A 16,039-nucleotide genomic window follows, 5' to 3' on the forward strand; every position below is an offset into this window, starting at 1 on the left:
CTCACCCCTCCCCTCGCAGAATCACTTGCATCCACCACAACCCCATCAGCAGCATGGCTACGAGCGCTCCCGCCACCCAAACGCCCAATGTGTTGAACCAGGCTTGCTCAAATGCTGTGGCATCCAGAAGGTATAAAGCTCCCGCCACAAAACCCGGCAAGCAGAACATGATTCGCGCCTGCAAACGGGCCTGAGCGGTCAAGGCAACAATCTTGTCCTCGATAGTCAAACGTGCCCGAATGGTTTGCGCCAGTATCTTCAAGCGTTCCCCTAACCCCGCCCCCGTACTCTGGCCCATCTGCAAGGCACTGACCAGCATGGCCAGTTCTGACACCGGCACTCGCTCCACGAGCTCCTGATACGAGTCCTTGGCACTCGCACCCAGGCGCTGCTGACGCAAGAGCAAACGCAACTCTTGCCCTAAGGGCGCAGGCAAAGATTGAGCCAACTGCTGCAAGGCCGCTTGCAAAGCCAAGCCTGCTTGCAGACTCAAGGCCAAAGACAGCACAAAGTCCGGCAGTTGTCGTCGTAGCGTCTCCAGGCGACGCCGTCCCATCCAGCGCAAAACCCCTAAAGGCGTTACCGCAGCCAACAAGGTCACCAACGCTGCCAGCCAAAACGACGGTATCAGCCACCATGCGGCCAGAAAGATCAGAGGCAAACCAGCCCAGGCCACAAAAGCAAGATACTGGCTGCGTACGAACACAAAATGCGACTGCAAGCTCTGCTCGGACTGTTTAAGAAGTTGCTGTCTATAGCGCTTAGCGAGACGCTGCCCTGAACGCAGCAACACATAAGCCAAAGCGGTGGTAGCCAAGACAATCAACAAAATACTGAGCAATTTCATGCTTGCCCCTCTGATGGGGAGACATATTCAGACCTCAAGCCGCTGGCCGTAAAACCAAACTCCGGGCGGTAACTGTACAGAGTCTGCAATTGAATACGCTGCGCTTCTATACCGGTTACTTCCACAATCTCGTGAACTAAACGCTTGCCATCGGGCAAACGGCTCAGTTGCACAATAATGTGCAGCGCCCGCGCGATATGCTCCCGCACGACCAGCAAAGGCAAATCCAGGCCCGCCATCAAGACCATGCCCTCCAGGCGCGACAAGGCATCACGTGGGGTGTTCGCATGCAAGGTCCCCATCGATCCTTCGTGGCCTGTATTCATGGCGGACAACATATCAAAGGCCTCCGCCCCCCGACACTCTCCGACCACAATCCGGTCTGGCCGCATGCGTAAGGCTTGTCGCAACAGGCTCCGTATATCTACCTGCCCCTGACCTTCTGCATTCGCAGGCCGTGACTCCAAAGCCACCCAATTACTGTGCTGTAACTGCAACTCGGCTGCATCTTCCAAGGTCACGATTCGCTCTCCCGAATCGATGCAGGTGCTGAGCACATTCAGCAAGGTGGTTTTACCTGTACCCGTTCCGCCTGAGACCAGAATATTGCAGCGCCGCTGCACCGCCTGTTGCAGAAAATAGGCCATCTCCGGCGACAAACTACCCGTCTGCAACAGATCCTCCAGCCCCAGGCGTCGTTTGGGAAATTTGCGTATGGTCACGCAGGTACCCTTGACCGCAATGGGCGACAGTACCGCATGGAAACGCGAGCCATCGGCCAATCGTCCATCCACTGCGGGCGAGCTGATATCCAGCCGTCTACCCAAGGGAGCCAGGATGCGGTCAATAATCGCCCGCAAGGCCGACTCACTGCTGAACACCAGAGGATGGGCTTGGAGCCGCCCCGCCTGCTCGACAAAAACTCGGTCGTAATGGTTGACCATGATCTCCGAGACCGAGGTATCTGCCAGCAAGGCCTCCAAAGGTCCCAAACCCACCGCCTCAGCGCAGACACTGGCCTGCAGTCTGGCCTGTTCATGCTTGGGGACAGCACATTGGGCCTGGATCAAGCGACCTAGACAATCAAAGGCTTCCTGCTCCAGCTGCTTGTCGCTTACGCGAGACAAGTCCCGACGCTCCAGCTCCAAAGCACTCAACAAGGCTTGATGCAAGCGTTGCTGCTCTTGCCTGAATAGCTCACTGTCGGATACTGGGAGATCTGCTTGCCCGGAAGTGAAAAAGCCTTGCTCGCCTTGTGCGGTCAGTCGCGGCTCCTCCAATACAAAAGACGGTTGTTCCGGGGCTACCAATGGACTCTTCAAGCTCGAAACAGCCACATCACTTCGTGATGGAACCTCCTGCCCAAAGCCCGTAATCCGCAGCTTGAACCCACCCAACACCAGCACATCGCCCAGGCGCAAGGGCCCGTCGTCATAAACCCGTTTGCCGTTTAGCTGCACCCCTGTCAAAGAGCCATGATCCTGGATGTACACTGCCCCTGCTCGCTGCAACAAACTGGCATGCTGCCGTGCGATACGCCAGGATGGCAGAACAACATCACAGGCAGGGTCACGCCCTATCAAGGCCGGCAAACTGACCGCACAAAGACGTGTCGCCCCCAACTCTGACTCAAGCTCAAGGTTCAACACGAAACACCTCACTATCGGGTTCTGCCCATTGCGACCAGGCTCCTTGTCCTGCCCCCTTTGAAGTGACGCGCACAGGCGTGTTCAAGCGTGGAGCGTCAGGAAAAGTCTGGTCCAGCCACTGGGCAGCATTCGCCTGCCGAGCCAACAAATCCGGATGTTCTGCCGCCACCAATGTCGGGGTCACAAAGACCGCCAGTTCCGTCTCCTGCCGGGCAAAGCGTTCGGAACGAAACAAGGCACCCAGCACTGGCAAACTGGCCAGCCCCGGCAAGCGATCCACATGCCGGGACTCTTCACGTGAAATAAATCCTGCCAGCACCAAGGTCTGCCCGGAACGCACGTTGAACTCGGTTGAAGCTCGTCGGGTTTTCAACGACGGCCCGGCAGGTTGGGACAAGCTGGCATCCACAGAGCTGACTTCGACCTCAATCTGCGAGCGCACCAAGCCACCACGCTCGACCCTCGGCACGATACGCAGAGATACACCATAAGGCTTGAAGCTGGTCTTGCTGTTTCCCTTGTCATCCGTGGTGGTGTAAGGCAGCTCGCCCCCAGCCAGAAACTCGGCTTGCGAACCACTACGCGCCAGAAGCTGCGGCTGCGCCAGAACCACCGCATGCCCTTCCTGCGCCATGGCTTGAACGCGAGCAGACATCAAGGCGCCAATGCCAAAGAACGCCGCCCCCTGCTTGGCAGGGAATGCCAAAGGCAGGACCGCTTCACCCGGCCTATCCAGAAACTGATGGGTGGCCGCATCCCAGGCACCTCCCATACTCAAACCACCCTGTGAGCTGCCATCCCAGCGCACGCCCAGCTCCCGCAGGCTGTTGCGCGGCACCTCGACCACCTGAACGTCCAACAAGACCATTGGCTCCCAACCGTCCTGCTGCGTAAAATCCAGTAATTGAGGGTGCTCCTGGCTTAACGCCTGAATGCGTTGCTTGTCCTGATCGCTTAAGCCCTCTCCTTCCAGCACCAGCTTTCCGCCCAATTCGCTGACACGTAGCTCGGGAATGCGTTCTAGCAAACTTCGTAGCTCCGCCAAGGTTTGTCTCTGGTTTTCGGGTGACACCTCAACGTGGTAGGACTGACTTTGCCCGGAATGGGACCACACTTGCACCACAGTGCTCCCGGTCTTGCGCGCAAACAAAATAAGCTCGCCCGATTCTGTAGTGACGGCGTGAACAATGTCACCGTCCCCCACCGCTACCCGCTCAACCTGTGTGTCGGGCAGCACCATCAACTCACCCACTTGCAACCCCAAGCCCTGAGCCTGACTTTGCAAGCTTGCGCCAAACAGGGCTCCGAACAACAAGCTCACAACTGCCCACCTGGGCCAATAGCGATTTCTATTCATGGTGCTGCCCCACAGAAAAACTGTCCGGCATATCCAGCCAACCCAGGCGCTCCACCTCAGCCTGTCCAAGTTGCCCTGCCGGTCTGTTACCGTACAAAACCTGTACATGCTGTTTGGGCCTTGCACCCGGCCCCAGCCCCAAAATATCGGCCAGCTCACCGCGCACGGCAGCCTGATGGGGCGTGTGATCATCCGGATTGCGCAGCAAGGCACTGATACGTCCATGTTGTCTGGCCGCCAGCAACTTCAAGGCATCGTCCGGACCCACATCCAAGGTCAAGGTGTTGTAGGCATCCTTATCCAATCGGGCCGTGGCCGAACCTTCACCCGACTTTTGTCCTGTTGCCAAAACAAGAACAGACTGCAACAACGGCGCCGTAACCCGCCGTTGCCTGTCATCAAAGCTGACATAGATATCAATCAAGTCTCCCGGTCGAATCAAACCCGACACCGAACTGATCGCATCCACCGGTACAGTCAATGCACGCCTGCCAGATAACAGTTGCTGTGAAAACGGGCTACTGACTTCCTGCACGTGCGCCTTACTGATCAAGTCACCTGCTCGCAAAGGCTGGCTCAGCACTTGCCCTACTAGATTCTCAAACTGCGCCACATCCCAACTATCACTAGGCACCAGTTCTGCAGGAAAGGCACGGGCGGCCAGATGCTCCGCTTGCAGCACGGTCCCCGCCGCCAGGCTGGACGCGGCCACCACCCGATCCAACTGGACACGATGCGCCGCCTGTTGCAACGCTTTTTCCTGCCGGTCCAGATAACGACTACTGGTCCCGGCTGCCATCAAACCAGCCAACAAGGCCAAGAGGCCAAAGCCTGCGCTGGGATGACGACATAGCCACAAGAACTTTGCTCGCATCATGAGACCTCCTTTTCACAGGCACGGCAGATCAAGAGCAAGTAATCTTGCTGCTCATGCTCCAGTTCCATCACATCCAGCTCGGCTGGACCTTTGCGCCAGTAACGCTCACCCGCCTGCGCTCCCCAATCTTTGCGACGCAAGTCGGCTTGCCATCCAGGTTCGGCCACCAGCAGCCAGCTTTGCACTTGCCCTGGCTGTTCGTGCTGCCACAAGACAGCACCGCCAATGGGTGGTGCTGCAGACAAAAGAGGTGGCGGGGCAAACGCCTGAGCGTTTTCAGAAACACTTAACAAACCCGACAAGACGGGGGTTTGTATATCCTCCAGCCACAAAACGCAGTTCTTGCCCTGTTTGGCACGCAGGAACACCCATTGCCCCTCCGTTCTGATTGCTCCGTAATGCACACCACAGAATGGCTCTAGATGAGAAGCCAAGGTCTGCGCATCCAGGCTAGTTTTCAGCCCCCAGCTATACACGGGCCCAACAGCAGTCTGTGCCGCCTGCATTTGATTCCACTGAATCCGGGGATCCTGTATAGGCCCCGTCAAAGCCTGCGTTTTGGCCGGCACAGGGCTGAACATCAACAAAAACAGCAAGAGCAAGGCAAGCAGTTGTCTCATGGCTGCTCCTTGGGGCCATGATCTGGCACGTAGCCCTGCCACCGACTCAACCAGTCCACATCAGCTTGCGCCCGTCCCCAGGCCGCGTCCATAGGCCCTGCATGTCGTATCGTTTCTCTGGCAGCGGGTCTGCTCGATCCCACTGCCTCACCCCAAGCAGTCGTACTGTTTTCCAAACGCTGACGAGTCTGCTGTGTACTGACCGCCTGCCCCGCAGCCGCCCACAAGTGAGATTGGCGCTGCAATTGCGTCTTGGTCCTCAACGCCTCCAGCCAGCGCGGCCACGGAATGGAAACGCGCGACTGTGCCGTCCAAAATCCGCTACGCAGACTCAAAAGCTCCCATTGCAAGGACTGGGCTGTCGCTATCGGGGATGCCAAAAATCGGGCAGGTGCCGTCTCGTGAGCAGGACTGCTTCCAACTGAAACCGGCTTGCCATGAGCGTCATGCATAAACAGGCTCAAATGCGTGCTGTGCTGCATTTGCTGCAAGCGATACTGCTGCTGCATCAGCCAACGCCCCGCCATCACCATCAAGCCCAACACCACACCCAGCAAACAAGCCTCGATCAGCGCCATCCCTTTTTGTCGCTTACTCATGATTGGCGCCCCCCTGGATCCATCAACCGTGCCTGCCAGAAAGGCAGGAACAGACTGGGATTGGGGCTCACCCCAGAATCTGCGCTATCCGGTGGCCAGGAGAAAAACGATTGAGCCGCCGCCCGTGTATGAACGGTCTGACCCAAATGGCCTTGGGCCTGCAAGGTCAGCACCAGATCGGGGCCAGCGCTGTGCTCTGAATCTGACAAAGCGTACCCATCTACCCACGGCCTTTGACTCCAGGGCCTGGCATCGCGTCGTGCCCAGGATTGCGCCACCGTATTGCCTTGAGCAGATAGCAAAGAGCCATTGCCCTGCTCCAGCGCCCACTTCCAGAAGCTCTGCCCAGAAAAGTCATCCGGTGCATCAATCCCGGACGCATGCGCAGGTGTTTGCAAGGCCCACGCCATAGCATATTCCCGGAAGTAACAGCCTATCCAACGGTTGGAACGCACCATATGCATGGATTGCGTATCGTTGGAATGCCAGCGACCCGAACGATCAAATTCGGTACGACCTGCGCGACGCAAACGATGCCGCCACAAGGGACAACGCCGATCCACACCGGGATAAGAGCGAGCCTCGTAATCCCGAGGGGCCAGAAAGCCATACAAGGACACCAAATGCGTCAAACCCGGCTGCCACTGTGTTTGCCCGGATTGTGGTGACAGGAACTGCGGCCAATCGTCCTTCTCAAGCTGCCAGCGAATTGCTTGGGCGGGCCAGTCTGGCAAGCTGCCATCCAAGGTCGCCTGAATAATGGCCTGTCGGCGCTGCGGCAAACCCGCTACCAACTGCTGTTGGGCCTGCGCCAGAACTTGATGAATCAAACGCTGATGGGCTTGAAAAGCCTGTTCCAAGGCCTGCTGATTGTCCCCGGCAGAACGCGCCTGGGTATACGCCAGGCCATGAGCAGGGCCAAACATCATGGCGACTAAATGCGCAGGTGGATTCGCCCGACGCGCTTGCCCGGACTGGGTCTGCGCCGCCCTGTCCCACGTTGCCAAGGTCAATAAATGCCCCAAAGCCAGTTGATGCCCCAACTGCGCCCGGTTGATATAAGACAGCAGATTCAAGGTACGCGCCTGCTCGGTGGCGGCACCATAGGCCGCCGCATCCAGCACCAAGGACAAGCGCCCTTGCTGCTCGGCAATCTGGTTCACATGAAAGTAGCCGCCCCAGGCGATAGACAGGAGCGCCAGCGCGATCAGCCCCCAGGCCAGCGCCGCCCCCTCTTGTGGATAGTCGGGCTGCCTCATTGCGCATTGCCCGTAAAAGATTTCAGGCTCTTGGCGCTGCCTTGAGCGGCCGCAGCAGAAGCGGCTGATTGCGCTTGTTGTGTCTGCTCGGAGCCATCCTCGCCCGCCAATTCCTTGGCCATGGCCGCAGTCTGGTTGCGAATCACCTGACCAAAGGACTGGTACACCGCAATGGCCGCCACAGCGACCAAAGCCACAATAATTAAATACTCGACCATACCCTGGCCGCGCTGCCGCCTGATGACCTGTCTCATTGGAATCTCCCAAAAGTCAGTTCACAGTCTGCCCCTTGTCAGCGAGCCAGAATATTCGCAAAAGCCGAGCCGGATGGGCTTGTCCGGCTACGGTCTATGCGGCTACTTCATATAACACTTGGCACTGTCAGCGTCACAAAGCTTGCAGGTCAATACGAGCCACCTGGTCAATGGGCTCCGGCTCCCCTTTTTTTGCAAATGGCCGCTTTACACTGACATAAAGCTGCTGACCGTCAGGCGTCACAGAAATCGTGTTGGGATGCACTGGCAGCGTAATAGTCTGTTTGATGGCATAGCTGCTAGCGTCGATGACACTCAGCGTTCCACTGCCTCGGCTGGCTACATACACTTCATTGCGAATCGGGTTATAGCGTATCCCCACCGGCATGTATCCCGTGGGGATTTTGTGCAGAATGGCACCCGTTTTCAGGTCAAACACCAAGGTGCCTTCACTATTATTCAGTTGATTGGCAAACAAGCGTTCACTCTTGCTATCCAAGGCCGTATTGACCAGAAAACGTCGCCTGATATCGCTAGGCGACAGCTTCTCCGCGATGCGGTTTTCACCAACCAGTTCCCAACTTTGCGTGTCGAACACTGCATAGGCAGCCGTGCCACTGGCCAGCAATTTATGGTTCGCTGCATCCAGGGTCAAACCTGCCGTGGGCGCTTCAAGGTCGCGCAGAATACGGTTTGTCGAGAAGGTCTTGCCGTCAATAACCCAGATAAAACCAAGATCTGTCACACCACTGACGATGACCTGATTAGCAGCTTCATCCACCACGATCTGGCGTGTATGCACCGGCTCGCCCTTGGCATCTTTGACGCCATGATGCAAGGTTCCCTTGAGCGTACCCGTTGACGCATCAACAGCTGAAACAGCGCCATCCCGGGTATGACCGGCATAGAGCGTGTTGGTACGCGCATCCAAGGTCAGAGCAAATGGCTTGAATGGCAGATCAATCTTTTTCTGTACGGCCAGGCTGACTGGATCCAGCTGATAAATCGAGCCACCTCCCTTGCTGGTGAATTCCTCCGTACTTGCCACAAACACGGCCTTGGAGGCCGGGCTGTACACCAGCTCGTAAATGCCCGGCGCAACTTCCCGTTGCAGGACGGCCTCTGACACCGGAGTAGATACGGCAGCAGTCGCCGCTACTGGCGTGGGTGCCGCATGAGACACGCCAGTCAGCAAAAACAAGGGCAGCGCGGCTGCAAGAACGGAACGCTTGCTGCGCGTTAAATAAGTAAATTTCTTGGACATACAAACCTTTTTGAAAACACCCCTGGCGGAAACGGCCAGGAAAAATGACAGATGCAAACTCAGAACCGATGACTGACCGTCAGCAAGACCTGGCGAGGTTTGCCCAGGTAATTGCCGGTGCTAATGCTGGAGCCGATCTTTGAGTAGTACTGCTTGTTGCTCAGGTTATCGATATTCAACTGCACGGATGTATTGCGGTTGAAGTCGTATCTGGCCAAGAGATCCACAATGGCGTAGCCAGGCTGCTCGATACGGAAATTTGACCCCTTGTAGAACACCTTGCTTTGCCAGCGCACGCCGCCACCCAGGGTCAGGCCATCCAAGGCGCCACCCAGTCGGTATGTACTGAAAATTTTCACCATATTTTCTGGACTGCTTCGTTCGTTATACAACTCACCCTTTCTGGTTCCCGAAGCATATTCAGAGCGTGCGTAGGTATAGCCTGCACTGACGTTCCAGCGATCGGTCACGGCACCGGCCACCTCAAGTTCCACGCCACGCGTACGCACCTTCTCTGCCGCCTCATAGCAATACAGCACAGCGGGATTGCAGTAGGTCACACCGGCTACCTGCGTGGGTAGATTCAATTGCTCCAGCTGAAACAGCGCGATCGATGCATTCAGGCGCTTGTCCAGAAACTCGCCCTTCAGGCCCAGCTCATTATTCGTCCCCTTGACCGGGTCCAGCAAGGAGCCATTAATGTCGTAATAACTTTGCGGCTTGAAAATACCGGTGTGGCTTGCATAGACCGAATAGGTGTCATTCAAGTCATAAACCAGGCCGACATAGGGCACAAACTCGGCATCCGCCGAATAGTCCGTTTTATAGTATTGCGACTTGGACTTGAACCAGCTCACACGACCACCCAGTATGAGTTTCAATGGGTCCGCGATATCAAAGCGTGCAGAGGCATAGAGTCCCAGTTCTTCCTTGTTCTCATCTACATAGTAGGGATTCAGACCAAAGGTCGGCTTGGCCTGCGAGGTGGGACTCCAGTTCTCCGGATCAAGCGGAATGTTGGCGGCGGAACTGCCATCCACCCGCTCATTTTCCTTGTTGGCATTGATCCCGATAGAAAAATCATGATCACGCCCGAACAGCGTCAAGGGACCATTTGCATTGACGTTGAACGCGTAATGCTTGTCACGCATATCCACGCTTTGAGTAAATTTGCGCAGTGCGCCGCCGGTATACCAGGGGTAGCTCGCAACGTAATCGGACTCGGCCCACGCCGCGCGAGTCAGGGCTTTCATGACCCAACCGTTGTCAAACCGATGCTCCAGGTCTGCATACAGCGTTGTCTGACGGCGATCCAGATACTCCCAGTCGCTGCCCAGAAAATCATGAGGCGACAAATCGTAAAACGAGCCATCTGCACGGGTCGGAAATCCTCCCCAGCTATAACCGTCGTTATGTTGCCGCTGCCGTGACAAACCCAGGCTCAGGGTGGTGGCGGGCGTAAGGTCCACGTCCACCACGCCATAGAACAGTTGTTCCTTCTGGCGGTTGTAGTCCCGGTAAAGTTTGCCACCTCCGGCCACAATGACCGCACGGCCACGCACAGTGCCGGACTCATTGAGCGCATTGGACAGATCCACCACGCCACGCGCGTTCTCCCATGATGAGGCCGTCACGCGGGCCGAATACTGAGGTGTCGAAGTCGGTCTTTTGCGGATCAGATTCACGGATGCCGACGGGTTGCCAGACCCTTCCAGCAAGCCCGTGGCCCCCCGCACAATCTCCACCCGGTCATACATGGCCAAATCATCATCGGCCAGAATATCGCGCGAATAGCTTTGAGTGGACGTCGTGATGCCGTCGTACTGAATATTGGAAATGCTGTGACCACGCGCCAGATACTCCCAGCGCGAATCGCCATTGCCTTGCACGGCCACAATCCCCGGCGCATCACGCAAGGACTCATCCAGAGCACGGTAATTCTTGTCCTCGATTTTTTGATGCGTAATGACGGTCATCGACTGCGGTGTTTCACGCAGCGAGAGCTCCAGTCCGCTGGCCGATGTCGACGGCCCCATCGCGACATAGGAGCCACTCCCTTCTGTGGCCAGGCCCGTATTGGCCGTGACCGTGATCGGAGCCAATTGCGTGGTGTCATCACGACTGGAACGGGTCAAGGAAACTGTTCTCCCCCTCCAACTGGCCTGCACTCCTGTTCCCTTCAGCAAACTTTGCATGGCTTGCTGCGGCGTCATGCGCCCACTAACAGGCGCTGCCTGCAAGCCACTGACGGTATCGGGCAAATAATAGATTTGAATATCTGCCTGCTGGCCCAACTCAAGCAGAGCCTGATTCAGGGACTGAGCAGGAATGGAAATAGACAAGGCAGGCACATCCTGCGCGATCACTGGCTCCAGCGGGCTGAGCGACAAGGCCAGTGCCAATACGCTGAGCCCGACACCCTGGACCGGACGCAAGGCAAAAAGAAGCCATCGTTTATTTGTGTTCTGTGGATACACCGTAGTACTCGTTATAAGGAAAGCGACGCACAAAGCGACAAGCCCTTTGGCCAAAGGCAATCAGGGACACAAAACTGTCCCTTCCCTCATAAGAGTCAATCAGGAGCACACCCCGTAACGATTCTCGTTCTTAAATTGAAAGAAATTGTATCTTTCAGAGAATATGAGGTCTAACGAGCCGCAATACCCCATCGGCCATCCGGCCCTTGCACAATCACCACGGGTGCCAATGAGGGCAGGACTTCCAGAAAAGCCTGGGGGTCATTCACATTGAAGACACCTGTCACTCGCAGCCCACGCAATGAAGGGCTGTGCAGCACGATGCCTGGCTCCTTGTAGCGATTGAGCTCAGCCACGATATGTTCCAGTGGCTCGGCATCAAAAATCGCCTTCCCCTGCCGCCAAGCCAGCATCTGCTCGATATTTCTTGATTGCACAGTCGCAAAACGGCCACTTCCCAATCGCAGTCCTTGCTGACCCACCAAGTCGTAATAGGCGCTGTTCCACCAGGGTCCGCTCTGTACGCGCACCGAACCGGATTCAACCGCCACATCAACCGTGTCCGTGTCTCGTCGCACGTTAAAACGAGTGCCCGTCACCCGTATCACCGCCCGGCCCGCATCGACATTAAAAGGCCGAGCGACCTCGGAGCGTACCTGGAAGAAAGCCTCCCCTTTTTCCAGCACGACACGGCGCTCGGACTGATAGAAGGAAACGTGCACCGCGCTGTCAGTATTCAGACTGATCAGCGATCCATCCGGCAAGGTCTGCTCAAGACGTTCACCCTTGCGGCTGATATAACGCTGGGCATACTGCTCACTTTCCAGCCAACGCTGCGGCCCCAGAACAGCGACTCCCGCGGCCGCCGCACAGGCACTTCCCAAACCTGCGATAAACGCTCTGCGCCCCCATTGCGGTGCCCGAGGGCGAGTGTTCTGTGCCAAGCGTGCCTTGAAAGCGGCATCCGGTGTTGCCTGCGCAATCGACCACATGGCTTCCATGTCCTGATAGGCCTGCGCATGACGCGGAGCCTGTTCCAACCATTGCTCAAGCAGCGTCTGATCCCCCTCCTGCATCAAGCCACCTCGCACGCGCGCAAACCAGAACGCAGCGGCGTCATGGGGATCATCAGGAATAGGAAGTGAATGGGATACGCTCATAGTCGCTACGATAGCTCGCCGGTTAATTCCTGTAGCAATGCGGGTGAAGACAGAATAGTGCTCATGGCGTGCATCGCTATATTAAGAGGAAAACTGCTGCAACTTAAGCTGCAAATGACGCATGCTGCGGGTCAGGTACTTTTCTACCGAACTAACAGACAAACCTAAATGACTGGCGATCTCGGGCACAGTCCAGCCTTCCAGCCTGTGGCAGGAAAACACCTGCTGACAGACAGGTGGCAATTCATCCAGGGCCGCTAACAAGGCTTCCGAAAGCTGCCCGCAATAGGCCGCCTCCTCGGCGCCCGATACCACGGGGTGATCCTGTTCGCTCAGATCTTGCAAGGGAATCGTTAAAGCGGGCTGCTCCCGCTTTTGTCGCTGTATCAGACTATTGGCCGCACTGCGGTGCAAATAAGCCCTGGGATTACTAATCCGGGCTGCATCTTGCTCCAGCATTCCGGCAATGGCATCGTGGGCCACATCTTCCCCGTCAACGCTGTTTGATGAACGCCGCGTCCACGTCTTGACCAGCTCGTGGTAATGCACGAGCCAAGTTTTACGTGAGGACGAAAAACGCGACATAAAACAGCATGGGGTAAATAGACAAGACGGACATAATAATAACAACGATTCTCATTATTGTTATTATGGTTTGATCTGAACAAGCAAAAATCTGGATATCGTGGGGAGTATCAGCATCATCATTGCTATTGCACAGTTTATGGCGCAGCCAACCCTACACTAAGCTTGGCATCCCTTGATCAGCCAAGGCAGACAGTGAAACAGCCTCCATCCAGCCTGTAGCACCATCCCCGCCCTACCTCATGAGCAACACAAGCAGCACCAATAAAAAACCCGTCTGGAGACGACTCTCCAGACGGGTTTATGACTAGCTAGTCAGACTTGGGTCAGACCAGACGCACGTCTATGCTGCCCAGACCGTCGATCGCCCCGTGCATCACATCGCCTCGTTCCACCGAGCCGACACCGGCTGGGGTTCCAGTGAAGATAATGTCACCAGGGACCAGCTCGAACAGACCCGACAGATAAGCGATGGACTCAGCCACATTCCAAATCAGCTGGTTCAAATCGCCGGTCTGACGACGCTCGCCGTTGACGTCCAGGGTGATCGCACCTTGGGATAGCTCACCAATACGGCTGCGTGGCACCAGAGGGCCGGTCGGTGCGGAATGGTCAAAAGCTTTGCCCACTTCCCAAGGACGACCGGCTTTTTTGGCTTGCGTCTGCAAATCTCGGCGGGTCATGTCCAGACCCACCGCGTATCCCCACACACATTCAGCAGCCTGCTCGACCGTAAGATCACGCCCGCCCTGGGACAAGGCAACGACGAGTTCGATCTCGTGGTGCAGATCCTGGGTGCGAGAGGGGTACGGCATGTCGCAGACTTGGCCGGGCAGCACATTCAAAATGGAGTCCGCCGGTTTGCAAAAGAAGAAAGGATCTTCTCGACCGGTAAAACCCATTTCCTGTGCGTGCTCGACGTAATTGCGGCCGACGCAATAAATGCGGCGCACAGGAAAAACCTGCTCACTGCCCTGTACGTTCAATGCCGCCATTGCCGGCGCGGGGATAACCGTGCTCATTTTGCCTGGCCGTCAGCAAAACGCTTGGCACCGTCTACCAGTTCTTTCTTGGCAGCTTCGATACCTTCCCAGCCCTTGACCTTGACCCATTTGCCTTTTTCGATGTCTTTGTAGTGCTCGAAAAAGTGCTTGATGCGCTCCAGCTCTTCAGGCTGCAGGTCTTCAGGCGATTTCACGTTGCGGTACAGGGGATACAGCTTGTCGGTAGGCACAGCCAGCAGTTTGGCATCGCCACCTGCCTCGTCGTCCATGTGCAGCACGCCAATAGGACGGCAAGGGATCACGGCACCGATCTGGATGGGGAAAGGAGCGATCACCAGCACGTCAACCGGGTCGCCATCGTCCGAAATGGTTTGCGGAACGTAGCCGTAGTTGCAAGGGTAGTGCATGGCGGTCAGCATGAAGCGATCCACAAAAACCACGCCGTTCTCGTCAACTTCATATTTGACGGGGTCCGAGTTCATGGGGATTTCGATGACTACGTTGATCTCGTCAGGCAGTTTTTTGCCAGCAGGTACTTGGGCGAGGCTCATTCGTGCAAACCTTTAAAAATAAAAGAGATTAATCATTGGAGCGTCGAGGACGGTCCGAAGTTTGAGAGAGATCGACCCCAGGAATGGGAGCCGTATCAAAGTAATCATCCAGATCCGAAGAGGAACTCACGCTATCTTGCGAAGGCGAAGCTGCAGGAGGCACGGGTTCGGCCACGACGGGCAAGGGACGACCTTGATCAGGCAGGTCCTCGGCCACGACGCTGGCGGCATAGGTGTAACGAGGCAGATCATCGTCATTTTGCGATGGCAAACTATCCGCATCAGTATGACTGGGGTCATGACGCGTATCAGCCGCTGGCAAGGCCGTGCTGACCGCCAGAATCGGCAAAGTACCGGCCATGGAAGCCGCCTTGCGCCAGTAAGAAACGGCTTCATCGTGGCGACCCAAGCTGTCGTACAAGTTCCCCAGCAAGGCGTGATTGCGTAGATCACCCTGGATTTTCAGGCTGCGCAACAGGTAGTGCTCGCCCTGCCCCCACAGCTGGCTGGTCAGGCAAAGGTGGCCCAAGGTGGATAGCAAGACCGGATTGTTGGGCTGGCTACGCAACCACTCTTCGGCCTTGGCCAAACGACGGCCCACATATTCAGGTGGGCACTGGGCGTAGGCTTCCAGAAGACGGCTGTCGAAACTAGCCGCAATGGCCGGTTCCAAAATACGGCCGGCCTCTTCGTAATTACCTTCACGCTCTTGAATCAGGGCGGCTTCCAACGCTATGCCGGGCAAGACTTTCTCTTCGGATTTCAGGTCCGACCACAAGGCCTTGAACTGTTCAACACCGCCCGCGCGCAAACGAGCGGCAGCAGCAAATTCAATGCAATTGAGCGCCTCTTGACGCTCGATGCCACTGCGACGCACCAGCAAACGGGTCAATTCATACACGCGTTCGGCATTGCCTTGTTGACGATAGGCGCGCAATAGCAAGCGAGTGGCATGCAGATGGCGCGAACTGGCGTCCTGCAAACCCTGCAATAGCTCGATGGCTTCTTCTGTACGGTTCTGATCCAGGTACAGCTCGGCCGAGGCGACGGCACTGGCTTCTTTCAAACGCACATCATCGCCCGCAGCGGCACGAGCGGCCGCCAAAGCTTCATCACGTTGGGCAATCTGACCTTGATAATGTGCCGCACGTGCCGCTGCCAAACCTGCCACGACTTTGCTGGTCTGCGAGCGGGTTTTGCTCATCAACTTCATCATGTCTTTCTCGGCCTGTTCGTAACGGCCTTCGAGAATGCTGATCCAGCCGGTTTCCAGCAAGGTTTGATCGCGGCGTTGAGCACGGCGGCCGCGCCACAGGCGAAAACGCTCCGGGCCATCACTGAACCACGCCAGCAGGCGCAACAGCACATACAGGACGATGAATAGACCGAGCGTACACAGAACCACGTAGGTCAGCGACGCACGCGCCAGATAATGCGGTGTCACCAAGTAGACGTTACCAGCATGTTCACGCAAGACCAAGGCCAAGGCAACTGCGGCGACAAATAAGATGAGAGTCCAAAACCAAGTACGCATAC

General features: G+C 56.6%; 15 protein-coding genes. All 15 read right to left on the reverse strand.

Annotated elements, in window-relative coordinates:
- Position 1 precedes the first annotated feature (1 nt).
- The 15 genes from CA948_RS06120 to CA948_RS06190 all read right to left on the reverse strand — a co-directional run bounded on the left by CA948_RS06120 (position 2) and on the right by CA948_RS06190 (position 16,037).
- Positions 2-847 (reverse strand): type II secretion system F family protein, encoded by an 846-nt coding sequence (locus CA948_RS06120; RefSeq protein ID WP_108727581.1) that lies wholly within the window; start codon positions 845-847, stop codon positions 2-4.
- A complete protein-coding gene (locus tag CA948_RS06125; RefSeq protein ID WP_108728716.1) occupies positions 844-2,493 on the reverse strand; it encodes a TadA family conjugal transfer-associated ATPase in 1,650 nt (549 codons plus the stop codon). The genes CA948_RS06120 and CA948_RS06125 overlap by 4 nt, the downstream gene beginning before the upstream one ends.
- Entirely contained in the window at positions 2,483-3,853 is a 1,371-nt protein-coding gene (locus CA948_RS06130) for a type II and III secretion system protein family protein (RefSeq protein WP_395029247.1), read from the reverse strand. The genes CA948_RS06125 and CA948_RS06130 overlap by 11 nt, the downstream gene beginning before the upstream one ends.
- Positions 3,846-4,730, reverse strand: coding sequence for a Flp pilus assembly protein CpaB (cpaB, locus tag CA948_RS06135; RefSeq protein ID WP_108727582.1), 885 nt, complete (start codon positions 4,728-4,730; stop codon positions 3,846-3,848). Before cpaB ends, CA948_RS06130 begins: the two co-directional genes overlap by 8 nt.
- Complete coding sequence (locus CA948_RS06140) at positions 4,727-5,350, reverse strand: hypothetical protein (protein WP_108727583.1); 624 nt, start codon at positions 5,348-5,350, stop codon at positions 4,727-4,729. The genes cpaB and CA948_RS06140 overlap by 4 nt, the downstream gene beginning before the upstream one ends.
- Positions 5,347-5,949 (reverse strand): pilus assembly protein TadE, encoded by a 603-nt coding sequence (locus tag CA948_RS06145; protein ID WP_108727584.1) that lies wholly within the window; start codon positions 5,947-5,949, stop codon positions 5,347-5,349. The genes CA948_RS06140 and CA948_RS06145 overlap by 4 nt, the downstream gene beginning before the upstream one ends.
- A complete protein-coding gene (locus CA948_RS06150; RefSeq protein ID WP_094196948.1) occupies positions 5,946-7,208 on the reverse strand; it encodes a hypothetical protein in 1,263 nt (420 codons plus the stop codon). Before CA948_RS06150 ends, CA948_RS06145 begins: the two co-directional genes overlap by 4 nt.
- Positions 7,205-7,462 carry a hypothetical protein gene (locus CA948_RS06155; protein WP_108727585.1) on the reverse strand — a complete coding sequence of 86 codons (258 nt, stop codon included), beginning with the start codon at positions 7,460-7,462 and terminating at the stop codon, positions 7,205-7,207. The genes CA948_RS06150 and CA948_RS06155 overlap by 4 nt, the downstream gene beginning before the upstream one ends.
- Before the next feature lie 133 nt (positions 7,463-7,595).
- Complete coding sequence (locus CA948_RS06160) at positions 7,596-8,726, reverse strand: YncE family protein (protein ID WP_108727586.1); 1,131 nt, start codon at positions 8,724-8,726, stop codon at positions 7,596-7,598.
- Positions 8,727-8,785: 59 nt separating this feature from the next.
- Entirely contained in the window at positions 8,786-11,161 is a 2,376-nt protein-coding gene (locus CA948_RS06165) for a TonB-dependent siderophore receptor (protein ID WP_108727587.1), read from the reverse strand.
- 212 nt (positions 11,162-11,373) lie between these two features.
- Positions 11,374-12,363, reverse strand: a complete 990-nt coding sequence (locus CA948_RS06170) for a FecR family protein (protein WP_108727588.1) — start codon at positions 12,361-12,363, stop codon at positions 11,374-11,376.
- An 81-nt stretch (positions 12,364-12,444) separates the two neighbouring features.
- Positions 12,445-12,948, reverse strand: coding sequence for a sigma-70 family RNA polymerase sigma factor (locus CA948_RS06175; RefSeq protein ID WP_108727589.1), 504 nt, complete (start codon positions 12,946-12,948; stop codon positions 12,445-12,447).
- Between the two features lie 326 nt (positions 12,949-13,274).
- On the reverse strand, positions 13,275-13,970 hold the full coding sequence (locus CA948_RS06180; protein ID WP_094196952.1) for a fumarylacetoacetate hydrolase family protein: 696 nt from the start codon (positions 13,968-13,970) through the stop codon (positions 13,275-13,277).
- Positions 13,967-14,503: an inorganic diphosphatase gene (gene ppa / locus CA948_RS06185; protein WP_094196953.1), complete on the reverse strand. Its 537-nt coding sequence runs from the start codon at positions 14,501-14,503 to the stop codon at positions 13,967-13,969. Before ppa ends, CA948_RS06180 begins: the two co-directional genes overlap by 4 nt.
- Positions 14,504-14,531: 28 nt before the next feature.
- The gene (locus CA948_RS06190; protein ID WP_094196954.1) at positions 14,532-16,037 is read right to left on the reverse strand and encodes a heme biosynthesis HemY N-terminal domain-containing protein; all 1,506 of its coding nucleotides are present in this window, start codon (positions 16,035-16,037) and stop codon (positions 14,532-14,534) included.
- Positions 16,038-16,039: the final 2 nt, after the last annotated feature.

Origin of the sequence: Alcaligenes aquatilis (assembly GCF_003076515.1) — a bacterium.
Classification (GTDB): Bacteria; Pseudomonadota; Gammaproteobacteria; order Burkholderiales; family Burkholderiaceae_B; genus Alcaligenes; species Alcaligenes aquatilis.